Source organism: Kitasatospora sp. NPDC049285, assembly GCF_040678815.1.
Classification (GTDB): Bacteria; Actinomycetota; Actinomycetes; order Streptomycetales; family Streptomycetaceae; genus Kitasatospora.
Genome location: NZ_JBFAQR010000004.1, coordinates 95,425 through 109,206, shown reverse-complemented (window position 1 = coordinate 109,206; position 13,782 = coordinate 95,425). Strand labels below are relative to the sequence as shown.

At 72.3% G+C, this 13,782-nt stretch carries 11 protein-coding genes; 5 read left to right on the top strand and 6 right to left on the bottom strand.

The window, feature by feature from the left end; translation table 11 throughout:
• Window positions 1-93: 93 nt before the first annotated feature.
• The 3 genes from AB0K51_RS04640 to AB0K51_RS04630 all read right to left on the bottom strand — a co-directional run bounded on the left by AB0K51_RS04640 (window position 94) and on the right by AB0K51_RS04630 (window position 2,424).
• Complete coding sequence (locus AB0K51_RS04640) at window positions 94-648, bottom strand: hypothetical protein (RefSeq protein WP_363450478.1); 555 nt, start codon at window positions 646-648, stop codon at window positions 94-96.
• 91 nt (window positions 649-739) lie between these two features.
• Complete coding sequence (locus tag AB0K51_RS04635) at window positions 740-1,261, bottom strand: MarR family transcriptional regulator (protein WP_363450476.1); 522 nt, start codon at window positions 1,259-1,261, stop codon at window positions 740-742.
• A 275-nt stretch (window positions 1,262-1,536) separates the two neighbouring features.
• Complete coding sequence (locus AB0K51_RS04630) at window positions 1,537-2,424, bottom strand: serine hydrolase (RefSeq protein WP_363450474.1); 888 nt, start codon at window positions 2,422-2,424, stop codon at window positions 1,537-1,539.
• Between the two features lie 262 nt (window positions 2,425-2,686).
• Between AB0K51_RS04630 and AB0K51_RS04625 the strand changes: the two genes are divergently transcribed.
• The 4 genes from AB0K51_RS04625 to AB0K51_RS04610 all read left to right on the top strand — a co-directional run bounded on the left by AB0K51_RS04625 (window position 2,687) and on the right by AB0K51_RS04610 (window position 7,715).
• Window positions 2,687-3,352, top strand: coding sequence for a peptidylprolyl isomerase (locus tag AB0K51_RS04625; protein WP_363450472.1), 666 nt, complete (start codon window positions 2,687-2,689; stop codon window positions 3,350-3,352).
• A gap of 290 nt (window positions 3,353-3,642) precedes the next feature.
• Window positions 3,643-4,119: a hypothetical protein gene (locus AB0K51_RS04620; protein ID WP_363450470.1), complete on the top strand. Its 477-nt coding sequence runs from the start codon at window positions 3,643-3,645 to the stop codon at window positions 4,117-4,119.
• 56 nt (window positions 4,120-4,175) lie between these two features.
• Window positions 4,176-6,500, top strand: coding sequence for an NB-ARC domain-containing protein (locus tag AB0K51_RS04615; protein ID WP_363450468.1), 2,325 nt, complete (start codon window positions 4,176-4,178; stop codon window positions 6,498-6,500).
• Window positions 6,501-6,974: 474 nt separating this feature from the next.
• Complete coding sequence (locus AB0K51_RS04610; RefSeq protein WP_363450466.1) at window positions 6,975-7,715, top strand: hypothetical protein; 741 nt, start codon at window positions 6,975-6,977, stop codon at window positions 7,713-7,715.
• A gap of 363 nt (window positions 7,716-8,078) precedes the next feature.
• Here the strand turns inward: AB0K51_RS04610 and AB0K51_RS04605 are convergent, their stop codons facing one another.
• Window positions 8,079-8,741 carry a TMEM175 family protein gene (locus AB0K51_RS04605; protein WP_363450464.1) on the bottom strand — a complete coding sequence of 221 codons (663 nt, stop codon included), beginning with the start codon at window positions 8,739-8,741 and terminating at the stop codon, window positions 8,079-8,081.
• The gene (locus AB0K51_RS04600) at window positions 8,738-9,550 is read right to left on the bottom strand and encodes a MarR family transcriptional regulator (protein WP_363450462.1); all 813 of its coding nucleotides are present in this window, start codon (window positions 9,548-9,550) and stop codon (window positions 8,738-8,740) included. Before AB0K51_RS04600 ends, AB0K51_RS04605 begins: the two co-directional genes overlap by 4 nt.
• Window positions 9,551-9,635: 85 nt before the next feature.
• Between AB0K51_RS04600 and AB0K51_RS04595 the strand changes: the two genes are divergently transcribed.
• Complete coding sequence (locus tag AB0K51_RS04595) at window positions 9,636-10,307, top strand: type 1 glutamine amidotransferase domain-containing protein (RefSeq protein ID WP_363450460.1); 672 nt, start codon at window positions 9,636-9,638, stop codon at window positions 10,305-10,307.
• A 66-nt stretch (window positions 10,308-10,373) separates the two neighbouring features.
• On the opposite strand, the gene AB0K51_RS04590 is transcribed toward AB0K51_RS04595, so the two are convergent.
• Window positions 10,374-13,754 carry a discoidin domain-containing protein gene (locus tag AB0K51_RS04590; protein ID WP_363450700.1) on the bottom strand — a complete coding sequence of 1,127 codons (3,381 nt, stop codon included), beginning with the start codon at window positions 13,752-13,754 and terminating at the stop codon, window positions 10,374-10,376.
• Window positions 13,755-13,782: the final 28 nt, after the last annotated feature.

Here is a 13,782-nt window from a genome sequence, read left to right as displayed (position 1 = left end):
CGGAACGGGGTTCGGGAACGAGTTGGGGGCGCGATGTGGGGAGGGGTTCGGGGCGGGGGCGGGATGGGATCGGCGACGGGGTTCGACGTGGGATCAGGGGCGGGAGTCGGGGCTGAACTCGCGGCGGAACTCGGGCCGGAACTCGGGTGCGGGCTCGGGTCGGAACCCGGGGTGGGATGCGGGGTGGGATGCGGGTGCGGTGGGGTGCCGGTGGTCCGGCTTGCGGCTGCCGCGCCAGCGCCAGGTGGTGATGGTGGCTGCGAGGGTCGAGGAGATCGGCAGGTCGATCGGGAGTCGGCGTGGCCACGGGCTGTGGGCGAGGTGCGGGAGGTGCGGTAGCCAGCGGGCGGCGGCGAGTCCGACGGCGAGGGCGAGTGCTGCGGCGAGCAGGCCGAGCACGGCGGCGGCGAGCGCGCGCGGAGTGCGGGGGGCCCGGGCGCGGACGGGGCGGCGCTGCAGCGTGGCGCCGAGTGCGGCGGCCACCAGGGCGGAGGTGCCGCCGATGGTGGTGAACGCCGCGATCACCAACTCCGGCTGCCGGGTGATGAATCCGCCGACACCAGCCGACACGGCGGGCATGGCGTAGGCGACCAGTACCTCGCGCCACAGGACGAAGGGCGGGGGAGCGCCGGGGGCTTTCTTGGCCATGGGTCTTCCTCTCTGGCAATGTGAATATGCTTAGGTAGCTAACTATGTGGGCGTAAGGAAGGCGGGCCGTGCAGCGGCCCGCCTGGCTGGGTCAGTCCCGGGTGAGTGCGTCGATGCCCGCCACCACGCGGGCCAGGAGGTCGAGGAAGGTGGCGCGTTCCTCCTGGGTGAGTCCGCTGACCAGGCCCTGCATCCGGTCGAAGTGCTCCGGCGCCAGGTCGCGCAGCTTGTCGGCGCCGCGTGCGGTGAGGATCACCACGTTGCCGCGCCCGTCCTCGGTGGACGGCCGCCGGGCCACCAGGCCCTCGCGTTCCAAGCCGTCGACCAGGCCGGTCACGGTCGCGCGGGAGACGCCGAGGCTCTGCGCGAGCTGCGAGGGTGACTTCTCGCCGCCGTGGTCCTCCAGGTCGGACAGCAGTCGGTAACGGCCGGTCGAGAGGCCGAAGCGACCGAAGTGCACCTCGCCGGCCTGACCGATCCGGGCGCCGGCCGCCATCAGCCGCGCCGCGACCAGCACCGCCTGCGGATCGGCCGTGAGGCCGTAGCGGGCGATCTGGCGGCGGGCCTGGTCGAGCGTGGGCGCGCCGGATCCGATCTCGGGAGGCTGGGTCACGAGAACTAATATGGCACCTAATCAGATTCCCGGTCAAGCCGGGCCGGTGGACCCGGACGCACCGGACGGTGCAGTCGGCCAGCCGCCGGAATGTCCTCAACTGGCGTTCGGGATAAGATAGTTCGTGCCCAGCGCGGCCTCGTCGGAGCTCTGCCTGCCCGCTTTCCTCGCCACCCTGAGCGGCCAGGCCGAGTTGCTGTGCCGCCCGGGGCCGAGCCATGGAGGCCGCGCAGGTCGAAGCGGAGGTCGCCCGGTGGGGCTCGCGCTGAGCCGGGTCACGGCTGCGGGGAGGTGCTCCCCGAGGCGGTGAACACCCGGACTGCGGCCGAGGCGACCGACTCGACCAGGGCGACGCCCTCGTCCTGGGTGGTCGAGCCGTCGCTGAGCACCGACACCAGCAGGTCCCGGCCGTCGTACTGGACGCGGCCGATGCTGTTGACCACCCAGAGGCCGGTGCTGGTCCGGGGCAGCCAGCCGTTCTTCAGTTCGACCGCGCCGCCCTGGTCCGCCGCCGAGACGCCCCAGCCCTGGCCGTCCACGACCCGGCCCATCAACTGCCCGAGGTAACCGCGGGAGGCCGCGTCCAGCGGCGAGTCGTCGGTGAACACCGCCCGCAGCAGCCGCACCTGGTCGGCGGCGGTGGTCGACGTCAGGCCCCAGTAGCCGTCCGTGCCGGCGACCGTCGCGGTCAGACCGAACGTGGCGTTCGCCTGGTCCAGCCCGGTCGCGCCGCCCGCCGCCTGGAACAGGGCCGTCGCGGCGTCGTTGTCGCTCTGCTCGATCATCAGCGCGGCGGCGGACCTCTGATCGTCCGTCAGCTCGCCGCCGGTCTGCAGGAGCAGCGCGGCCAGGATGTCGACCTTGACGATCGACGCGGTGACGAAGCTGTCCGTCCCGTAGGTCGCCTCCGCGCCGGACGCGGGGTCGGCGACGGTGACGGCGAAGTGGCCGCCGGGGGCGTCGACCGCGTCCGCGAGCGCCTCGGCGGTGCCAGCGGCCGTGGTGGTGGGCGGGGCTGTTTCGGCCGCGGCCGTGGCTGCACTGCTCGGTGAGGGTGAGGGTGGGGACACGGCCGCGGCGGCGGTGCTGACCGGGGTGCCGGTCGCGGGGTGGTTGAAGACCAGCCACGACCCGAGTGCCGAGAACGCCACCACCACTGCCACCGCCCGCCAGAGTCGCCTCGTCCGCCGCCGCCTGCGCGCGGCTGCCCGTGACCTCGATGGTGCCATCATGGCGACGATGCTCGGACGCGCACCTTGGTCGGCGATGAGCCGCGGCTGAGCAGGCGCTGAGAACGTCCGCCGCTGCCGGATCGCGTGGGCGAGGGTGGGTGCAAGGGCCAGGCGGGCGAATGGCGGGGTGTGGCCGTCGGGGGAGTGGGCATGTATGGCAGGTCCTCGCCAAACCGTTTGGGAAGGTTGCCATATGAAGCGCAAGTCCTGGGCACTGCTCACCGCTGCCGCGACCCTCGTGCCGCTCGCTCTGTCCGTCCCGGCCGCCGGAGCCGCGGAGCCCGCCGCCCCTCTCGCGGCCGGCTGCACCTACACGCCGGCCGTCCCGGCGGACAACTTCAAGGGCATCCCGGTGTTCGACGCGAAGAAGGCCGCTCAGCCCTACAACGCGACGCTGAAGACCAGTCAGGGCGCCATCACCTTCAAGGCGTTGACGGACAAGGCACCGTGCACCACCTTCTCCTTCCGGTTCCTGGCCGAACGCGACTTCTTCGACCGCAGCCACTGCCACCGGCTCACCACCCAGCGGATCTTCGTCCTGCAGTGCGGCGACCCGACCGGCACCGGCAGTGGCGGTCCGGGCTACTCGTTCCCGGACGAGAACCTGGACGGCGCCACCTACCCCGCCGGCACCGTCGCCATGGCCAACGCCGGCCCGAACACCAACGGCAGCCAGTTCTTCTTCGTCTGGAAGGACACCAAGCTCTCGCCCGCCTACACCCCCTTCGGCCAGGTCACCTCCGGGCTCGACGTCCTGCAGAAGATCGCAGCCGGCGGCGAGGACGACCAGAACAACCCCGGCGACGGCTTCCCCACGCTCCCCGTGAACATCCGCAACGTCCAGATCAGCAAGCACTGACCCGCCCGCCGTCCGGCCGCACCCCCTCCTCGTGCGGCCGGGCGCCGTCCTCACCCCCCAGTGCACACCCGGGCACACTCGTCATCGGCCCGCGACCTTGTCAACTGCGGAACTGACGTGGACTCAGCTCGATTACCGCCTTCGGCGCTTCAGGGTGACGATTTGGTCGACACTACTGACGATCAGTCACTTATCCTTGCTCGCCTGCGTAGCCGCGTGAATATCCGGCTGGGCGCGGTGCCCGGCTCGCGGTACGGTCGAGGTCACGGTTGTCGACAGGGGGATTGTGCATGCTGTCCGAGACGCTGACCGCACTGGCCATGTCCGGCGGGACGGCGGTGATGACCGCGGCCGGTACCCAGGCCTGGGAGGGGTTCCGAGGCCGGGTGGCCGCCTGGTTCGGGCGGGGGAACGCCCAGCGTGAGAGTGCCGAGCTGGAGCGGCTGGGCCGGACCGCCGCCGAGCTCGCGGCGGCTGAGGGCGGGCAGCTGGAGCGGCTCCGGATCCGCCAGGAGGCCTCCTGGCAGGCCCGGTTCGAGGCGTTCCTGGAGGACCTGCCGGAGGACGAGCGCGTGCGCGCCGGCGAGGCGCTGCGCGAGCTGCTGGCCGAGAGCGCGACCCAGGCCCAGGTGTCGGCCGGGGACGGCGGGATGGCGGTCGGCGGAGACGTGCACATCAGTGCCCAGGAGGGTTCGGTCGCCGCCGGTGTGATCCACGGGGGCGTGCAGATCGGCCACCCTCAGATGCCGGATCCGTCCCAGGGCTGAACGGACCGGCCACGCCAAGCCCGTCACCGACCTCGCCACCGCCGCCGCTCGCAGGGGTGCAGGCGAGCAACCACAGCTTCGCCGTCGGCCACGCCGACCAGGTGGCCTACTACGCCGGCCGGCATGCCCCGGCCGTCTGGCCGCACCGGGTCGGGGCGGTCCCGAACACCGCGCACTGCTTCCAGCGCCGGGCCGTTGTCGATACTCCCGACATCCCTGCGCGCTGCCGGATACTGGTCGGCGCCGCCGGGGCCGGCAAGACTCAGCTGGCCGCGAACGAGGCCCGCACCGCTTGGCAGGCCGGGCAACTCGACCTGCTGGTCTGGGTCACCGCCGGCAGCCGCGCGGCGATCCTGGCCGCCTACGCCCAGGCCATCGCCGAGATCACCGGTCGTGCCCCGGCCGATCCGGAGCAGGGCGCGCGGGAATTCCTGGCCTGGCTCCGGCCGGGCGGGGACGGGGAGACGGTTCGCCGGCTGATCGTCCTGGACGGTGTGGTCGACCCCGACGACCTGCGCGGACTCTGGCCGCCGGACCAGCCCGTGGGGCGGACCCTGGTCACCACCTGGCGCCGGGACGTGGCCCGCGAGGGGCCCAGCCGACAGGTGGTCACCGTGCCGTCGTTCAGCTCCGCCGAGGCTTTCGGCTACCTCACAGCGGCGCTCGCCGCCTCCGGCCGAGTCGAGCCGCCCGAGCAACTGGAGGCGCTCGCCCGCGAGCTGGGACACCTGCCGCTCGCGCTCGCGCAGGCGGCCGCCTACCTGGGCAGCACCGGTCTGAGCTGCGCCGACTACCTCCGCCTGCTCGGCGACGACGGTCGGCGGCTGGCCGACCTCGTGCCGGACCCGGGCGGGTTGCCGGACGAGCAGAGCGTGCCGCTGCCCGAGGCCTGGGACCTCGCGCTGGAGCGCGCCGACGCCATGGAGCCGGTCGGAACGGCGCGGATGCTGCTGGAACTGGCGGCGCCGCTGGCTTCCGACGGCATCCCGGCTGCGGTGCTGACCGAGGCGGTCAGGTACCTCGACCGGCAGCGGACCGACCGCCCGGCAGAGGACGCGGAGCCGGACGAGCGCACCGACAAGACGCTCGCGCTGCTGCACCGGTGGAGCCTGCTCGACTACGACCCGGCGAACCAGGACCGGTCGGTGCGGGTCCACCCGATGGTCCAGCGAGCCGTCCGCGAGGGCGTGCCCGCGAGCCGGGCCGCAGAGCTGGCCGACGTGGCCGCCAACCTGCTGTTCGTCGCGTCCCGGAAGTCGGCGGACGAGGCGAACTCGATGACGTTCTTCCTGGTTCCCCCGAGGGATCAGGCGCCGCACCTGCGTTCACGCGCCCTCGACTTCCCCCCGGACGTGCTGCGCTCCAACGTCGAGGCGCTGACCCGCAATGCCCCGGCCGTGATGCTGGGCTCCGGCGAGCCCGGACTCCGGTACGGGTGGAGTACCGGTCAGGAGCTGCACGACCTCGTGCTCCGGGTGGGCGACACGCTGGCGGACGACGGCCGGCCACAGGCCGCACTGGACTATTTCGAAGCGCTCCTGGCGACGACGGCCGACCGGCTGGGAGCCCGGCACCAGTCCGTGACGAAGCTGCGCGGCCGGATCGCGCGGCTGCGGGCGGAATCCGGCGACCTCACCGCCGCGATCACCGAGTACCGTCGGGTGATCGACGACCAACTCGCCCTGCTGGCACCGGAGTACGAGCTGTACCCCGCCCAGCGGATCCGCCTGGTCAAGGAGGTCACCGAGCTGCGCTACCGCCTGGCCTACTGGCTCGAACAGGCCGGTGACCTGCCGGGCGTCGCACGCGTCTATCGCGACCTGCTCGCCGATGACGGCTACATCGCGGCCGTCGACGGATGGACGGGCCCGCCCGACTTCACCCTGCGCCGCGACGCCGCCGAGTGGCAGGGCAAGGCGGGAGACGCGGCCGGGGCGGTAGTCATGTACCGCCAGGTCGTCAACGAGCAGTCCCGCACGTTCGGGCCGGCGAGCTGGGGCACCTTCGACGCCCGTTTCCGCTTCGGCCACTGGCTGGGCGAATCGGGGGACGCGCGGGGGGCCGTGACCGTCCTGACCGACCTGCTCAACGACCAACTCCGCATGGAGCAGCGCGAGATCGCCCAGGGTGCTCGGGGCACGTGGTCCAACCCGTACGCGGTGGCAACCGACCGGTCCGCGATCTTCCGCACCCGGGCCGCCCTCGCCCGCTGGCGCGGCCAGTCCGGCGACCCTCGCGGCGCAGTGGCCCTCCTCTCCGACCTGCTGAACGAGCAACTGCGTGTCCTCCGCCCAGACCATCCCGACCTCGCGACCACCCAGCAGGCACTCACGTACTGGCAGGAGCAGTCCCGGGGCAGGGGGTGGCTACGAGGGAGGTAGCCCTCGTCCAGCCGCTCACCCCCACCGGCGTACGGACAACGGGAAGCCGTGGACCACGCCGCCGGTCGAGCTGGCCGGCAGCTCGAAGGCGGACGCGCAGTCCTACTCCTGCCTCGTCCACAGCGACTCGGCGGACGGGTGCGAGCGCTGGTACGGCGAACTGCGTTACGGCCAGTACGTGGTGGACATCGCCGTGATCGGTCGGGAACAGGCGCCCCATGCCCTCGAGCTCCTCCAGCAGGCGGTGTGCGCCAGCGACGACCTCATGCCGGAATGACCGAGGTGTGGACCGCGTGGCGCCGACCGGCCCGCGACCACCCCATTGCGGCTCTCGTTCGATCGAAGGCTCCTAGGCAGCATCGCCGGGGTTTCGTCGGCCGTACGCGAAGCCGGCGGCGACAGCCTGTTGCGGCACACTGGCCGCCATGGCCGTCGCGCGGATTTCCAGGCGACGCGGGGAGAGGGGGCGGCAGCGTGGAGATCGGTGACGTGGTCGGTGGGCGGTACCGGATCGAGGGGCGGCTGGTGGGGGAGGTCTGGTGCGCGAGGGATGTCGTGGCGGGGCGGGCGGTCGTGGTGAAGGTGTTGGGCGGGGTGCCGGGGGCGGGGGTGTGGTTGCGGCATGTGGGGATCGTCGGGGCGCTGGAGGTGGGGGAGTGTGAGGGGCGGCCGGTGCTGGTGAGGGAGTGGGTCGACGGGTACACGTTCGAGGACCATCTGCTGGACGGGTGGTACCGGGCGGACCAGGTGGCCGAGTTCGGGGCCCAGGTGGCGGAGGCGCTGGTGGTCGCGCATCGGGCCGGGGTGACGCACGGTGGGATCGGGCTTGAGCGGCTGGTGCTCACGTCGGACGGGGTCGTGAAGATCCTCGGGTTCGGGACGGTCGCGCCGCCGCTGAGGTCCGACCTGGTGGCGCTCGGCGAGACGATGCACGAACTGCTCGGAGGCCCGGCGGCGCCCGATGGGGCGGGCGAACTGGGCGTGCTGATAGCGGAGTTGGGGGAGGAGTCGGGGGCGCAGGATCCGCAGCGGACCGAGGGGGTCGCCGTCCGGCTGCGCCGGCTGGCGGGGGAGTCGGCCCGACGGCCGGCCGTGCCGGGGCGGTTCTGGATCGACAAGGGGGAGGAGCGGCGACCGCTGGGACGGGTGCTGGTCGCGGTGATCCTGGCCGGAATGGTCGCGGTGACGGCGTACGCGATCGTGGCGGTTGTCTGACGGGGTGACAGACCGGACTCGGGGGAGACCCGCCGGTGCGGTGATGGATCACGCGGGCGGGCGTGGGCGGCACAGCAGCGGGCGTGGGCGGCGCAGCGGCCGGGCCCGGGACACGGGGGTGGTCCCTGGGGCCCGGCCGTGGGAGGCCAGCCGCGAGGTGGGGTCATGGGCGCGGCTGCTCTGCGCGACGGCCCGGAGGGGGCTGTGGTGAGGCCGCCGTGGCGGGAATGCTAGACCCGGTGACGGGGCGGTGAACAGGGGTGTGACCTGCGGATTTTCCGGCCGCGGACATGCCACGACCTGCCCCGGCCCAGGCCGCCCCCGCCGAGCGGGACCTGACAGTGCGTCATGGCATCAGACCCGTCAGCGCGAGGAGCGCGCGGGAGCGAGTTGGTCGAAGCAGTAGTAGAGGGCCATGAGCGCATGGGTGGCGAGCATGGCGACGGGGCTGACGTAGGCGATGCCTAGGGCGGCGAGGTAGCAGATGCCGCCGATGCCGAAGCGGCGGCGCGCGGCGCGCAGGGCTTCCGGGGGGACGGGGGTGTGCAGGGTGCGGGCGTCGCGGGTGAAGGAGAGGAAGAGGAGGGAGAAGGCGGCGCTCATGGCGACCATGGTGGCGGCGTAGATCGCGGCGGCGGTGTGGGCGTCGGCGTCGCGGGCGGTGAGGTAGGTGGCGAGCAGGCGGGTGGGGAAGGGGATCACGGAGACGGTCAGCAGCAGGACCAGGTTGGCGAACAGGGTTCGGCGGTCCACCCGGCGCGCGAGGGCGCACATGGCGTGGTGGTTGATCCAGATGATGCCGATGACCAGGAAGCTGGTCAGATACGCGAAGTAGGCGGGCCACTGGTGCGCCAGCGCCGAGGCGAGGGACTGACCGTCGAGCCCGTCGGGCTCGGGGACGTTGAGGTCGAGGACGAGCAGCGTGATCGCGATGGCGAAGACGCCGTCGCTGAAGGCTTCGAGGCGGCTGGTGCTGAAGTCCGCCGCTCGTGCGCTCGCGTCGATCGGGGAGGTGTCGTCGTTCACGCGGAGTCCAGGGGGGTGGTCGGGTCGACGGTGGTCTCGAACGGTTCGTCGGCGCGCAGCAGCCGCAGTGGGACGGGGCGGTCGTCGGGCGCGGCGAGGTCCGCGGTGGTGCGGACCTGCGCGGCGCCGCGGTGGGTGATCAGGTCGCCCGCCCGGATGTCGGCCCGGTCCGCGGGGCTGTCGGGGTCGACGCGGGTGACGAGGAGGCCGGTGCGGTCGGTCAGGCCGACCAGGGCGCGGGTCTGGCGGGCGATGCGGGCGGGTTCGAGGGTGGCGCCCCAGATCCGGGCGGCGTGCGGCCCGACGCGCTCGAACGAGACGAGGAGTTTGCGCAGCAGCGCGGCGAGTTGGGCCTGCTCGTCCGGGCCGAGGGCGGACAGCAGGCGGTCCTCGCTGGCCAGGTGTTCCGGTGCGATCCGGTCGAACAGCTGCAGGCCGCTGTCGGTCAGCCGGACGGTGTAGCTGCGCTTGTCGTCCGGGTCGGGCTCGCGCACCACGACACCGCGCTGTTCGAGGCGGGTCAGGCGCACGCTGACCGTTCCGGAGGTCAGGCCGAGCGAGTCCATGAGGCGGGCCTGGCCGAGCTGGTACGGGGAGCCGGCGCGGCGCAGGTGGACCAGGACCTGGAAGTCCGCCGGGGTGAGGTCGAATCCGGCGAAGACCTCGGCGAGTGCCAGGTCGAGGTGGCCGCGGACGCGCGCGAGACGGGTGACCACCCCGACCGGCGCCACCGCGAGGTCGGGGCGCTCGTGGTGCCACTGCTCAAGGATCGCGTCCACGCTGTCGCGGACGCCGCTGTTGTCCTCCATGGCTCAAGGATAGAGGAATACATCCGTTGGATCGAATGCTTGGACTCAAGCAAAGTGATTCGACCCAGTCGTCGCCAACCCGACCGTGAGCAGCAACAACCACTGGCCCGTCGGCTTCTGGGGGGCCGAACTCACCCACCCCTACTACGAGCTGACCGAGGCCGGCTTCCGGGTCACCATCGCGTCGCCGGCCGGCGGCACGGTGGAGATGGACGCGCTGTCCGATCCCCGGGACGCCTCGAGGTGGTCCGCCGAGGACCTGATCACGATGGGATTCGTGAACACCCCCGACCTCGCGGGCCTGTTGGAGGCCACGCCCGCCCTCGACGACCTGGACCTGGACCGGTACGAGGCGCTGCTGATCGCGGGCGGCCAGTCGCCGATGTTCACCTTCCGCGACAACGAGGCCCTGCACCGGGCCATCCGGACGTTCTGGGAGGCGGAGAAGATCGTCGCCGCGTACTGCCACGGCGTCGCCGCGCTGGTCGACTGCGAGCTCGCCGACGGCACCGCGCTGGTCGCCGGACGCACCGTCACCGGTTTCTCCAACACCGAGGAGGAGTACAGCGACCGGGCCGCGGGCGTGCGGATCATGCCGTGGCGCGCGGAGGACGCCCTGCGCGCGCGGGGTGCCCACTACATCAGCGCCGGGCTGTTCAAGCCCTTCGCCGTCCGCGACGGCCGCCTGATCACCGGTCAGCAGCAGTACTCCAGCCGCAAGGTCGCCCAGGCCGTCATCGCCGCCATCGGCGCCTGACCAAGGGCGCACAACAGCGTGTGGCGGCTGCCGGGGGGCAGCCGCCACACGGAGCACGCCGCGGGGTCAGTCCATGGCGTTGGCGGTGACGGTGGTCGGGTTGGTGAGGTTGGCGGTCAGCGGCAGGTTGCGGGAGCTGTCACCGACCAGGATCTGGTAACTCCCCGCCGTCGCGACCCAGTTGCCGGACGCGGTGTCCCAGTGCGCGAGGTCGTGCGCGGTCACCGTGAAGGTGACCGGGGCGGAGGCACCGGGGTTCAGGGTGATCCGCTGGAAGCCCTTCAACTGGTGCGGCGGCTCGCCGGCCGAGGCAGGGTCGCCGACGTACAGCTGGGCCACCTCGGTCCCGGCCCGGCTGCCGGTGTTGGTGACGGTGGCGGTCACCGTCGCCTGACCGTTGGTCAGCGGCCCGACCTGCAGGTTGCCGAACGCGAAGCCGGTGTACGACAGGCCGAACCCGAACGGGAACAGCGGGGTGAGGTTGTCGGCGTCGTAGTGCCGGTACCCGATGCGCAGGCCCTCGGAGTACTGCACGGTCCCGTTGACGCCCGGCCACTGCGCGGTGGTGCTCGCCGGCAGCTGGGACAGCGAGGCGGGGAAGGTGATCGGCAGGTGCCCGGACGGGTTCACGTCGCCGAACAGCAGCGCCGCGATGGCCTGGCCGAACTCCTGTCCCTGGTAGAAGCCCTCGAACACGCCCGCGACCTGGTTCAGCCACGGCATCAGGATCGCCGAGTTGTCGCTGAGCACGACGATGGTGTTCGGGTTGGCCGCGGCCACCGCCGCGATCAGCGCGTCCCGGTCGCCGGGCAGGTTGAGCGTGGGATTGTCGGCCTCCTCGTGGCCGTAGTTGTCGGACGCGAAGACGACCGCCACGTTCGAGGACCGCGCCAGCGCCACCGCGCTCGCCTGGTTCGTGCCGTCGTCGTAGGCGACCGTGGTGTTCGTCCCGGCGGTGCGCTGCTGGATGCCGTACAGCGGGGTGTACGTGCCGGTGCTGGTGGCGGTGCCGCTGCCGCCGCCGGCGGTGATCACGCCCGGGCCGGCCTGGGTGCCGATCACCGCGACGGACCGGCCGCCGTTCGGGTCGAGCGGCAGGACGCCGTTGTTCTTCAGCAGCACCGTGCCCTCCTCGGCACCCCGGAGGGCGACCTCGCGGTGCGCGGGGGTGGCGACGATGGCGGTGGTGGAGCCGCTCGGCGCCTTGTCGAACATGCCGAAGCGGAACATCTGGGTCAGCACCCGGGACACCATGGTGTCGAAGGTGGCCTGGGTGACCTGGCCCGCCGCGACGGCCTGCACCAGCGACGCGGCGAAGAAGCCGCCGAAGGGCATCTCGACCGTCTCGCCGGCGTTCGCCGACGGCACGGTGGAGTGGATGCCGCCCCAGTCGGAGGTGATGAACCCCTGGAACCCGGCCTGCTGGTACATCGGGATGTTCTCCACCGTCGGGTTCTGGCAGGAGTACTCGCCGTTCACCATGCTGTAGCCGCACATCAGCGCCGCCGCGCCGCCCTTCTCGATGGCGGTCTGGAAGGCCGGCAGGTAGATCTCCTGCAGGGTGCGGCTGTCGACGATCTCGTTGCCGGGCGCGGCGGGCTGCTCGATGTTGTACGCGGCGGCGTGCTTGACCTCCGCCATGACGCACTGGCTCTGCATGCCCTGGACGTCCGCGCTGACGATCTCGCCGGTCAGGTACGGGTCCTCGCCGAAGGTCTCGTAGGCGCGGCCCCAACGCGGGTCGCGCACCATGTTGATGGTCGGGCCGAGCGAGACGTTCACGCCCTTGCCGGCGAACTCCTGACCGATCGCCACGCCGAAGTCGTGCACGTAGCCCGGGTCGAAGGTGGCCGCGGACACCTCGCCGTCGGGGAACTGGGTGACGCCGCCGAGTCCGTCGCCGACACCGGTCGGCCCGTCCTCGAAGTTGACGTCCGGGATGCACAGCGCGGGCTGGCCGGCGATCTGACCGATGTAGACCTTGGAATCGGTGCCGTAGAGCATCCGGTCCTTCTGATCCTGCGTCATCGCGCCCATCAGCTGGGCGACCCGGGTCGCGACGGCCACGTTCGGCTCGTTGATCCAGGGGCAGTTGCCCGGCGCGGGCTGCGGCGGGGGCGGCGGGATGGTGACGGTCTGGTTGCCGATCGTGTGGACGACGATCTCCCAGAGCGAGTCCCCGTACCCCGTGCCGCGCGCGGTGCCGTACATCCGGACGTACCGGCCGGTGCCGGTGACGTTCAGGGTCTGGGTGCCGCCAGTCCCGGTGGTGGTGGAGTAGACGGTGGTCCAGTTGGTGCGGTCCGTGGAGGTCTGGATCTGGAACGCGGAGGCGTAGGCGTTCTCCCACTGGAGCACCACCTGGCAGATCGGCAGGCTCCCGCCCAGGTCGACGTCGATCCACTGCGGGTCGCCGATCGCACTCGACCAGCGGGTCAGGGTGCTGCCGTCGGTCGCGTAGAACGGGTCGTACGCGGGGTTGGCGTCCTGGGTCGACGAGCCGGTGGCCGGGTGGCCGAGCGCCGCGTTGACGGTGCCGCAGCTGCCGCCGCCGGTGGGCGACGGGGACGGCGAGGGCGTGCTGCCGCTGCCGCCGGTGAAGACCTGGACCTCCCAGAGGGAGTACCCGAACTGGGTGGCCCGGGCGGTCCCGTACATCCGGACGTAGCGGCCGGTGCCGGTGACGTTCAGGGTCTGGGTGCCGCCCGTCCCGGTGGTGGTGGAGTAGATCGACGTCCAGTTCGCGCCGTCGGTCGAGGTCTGGAGCTGGAACGCCGTGGCGTACGCGGCCTCCCAGCTGAGGGCGACCTGACAGATCGTCACAATGGAGCCCAGGTCGACCTGCAGCCACTGCGGGTCGGCGGCCGCGCTGGACCAGCGGGTGCCACCGTCACCGTCGACGGCGGCGGCCGCCGGGAAGGCGGCGTTCTCCTGCGACGACACGGTCACCGGCCGGTTCAGCGCCGCGTTCTGCGTGCCGCAGGTCGCGCCGCCCCCGCCGGTCCCCGTGGTGCCGAAGACCTGGAACTCCCACAGCGAGTAGCCGTAGCCGGTGTTCCGGGCGGTGCCGTACATCCGGACGTAGCGGCCGGTGCCGGTGACGTTGAGCGTCTCGGTGCCGCCCGGGCCGGTGGTCGTCGAGTAGATCGACGTCCAGTTCGCGCCGTCGGCCGAGACCTGGATCTGGTACGCCTTCGCGGAGGCCGTCTCCCACTGGAGCACGACCTGAGTGATCGTCGCGGTCGAGCCGAGGTCGACCTGCAGCCACTGCGGGTCGGCGGCCGCGCTGGACCAGCGGGTGTTCGCGTTGCCGTCCACCGCGCTCGTGGCGGGGGTGCCGGCGTTCTCGACAGACGATGCGGTGGCGGGCCTGCCCTGCGACAACAGGGTCGCGGCCGCGTGCGCGCTGGGCGCGCCGGAGACCAGGAGCGCGGCGAGCAGGCCCAGGACGGCGAACGCCGCCGTCCACAGCGTG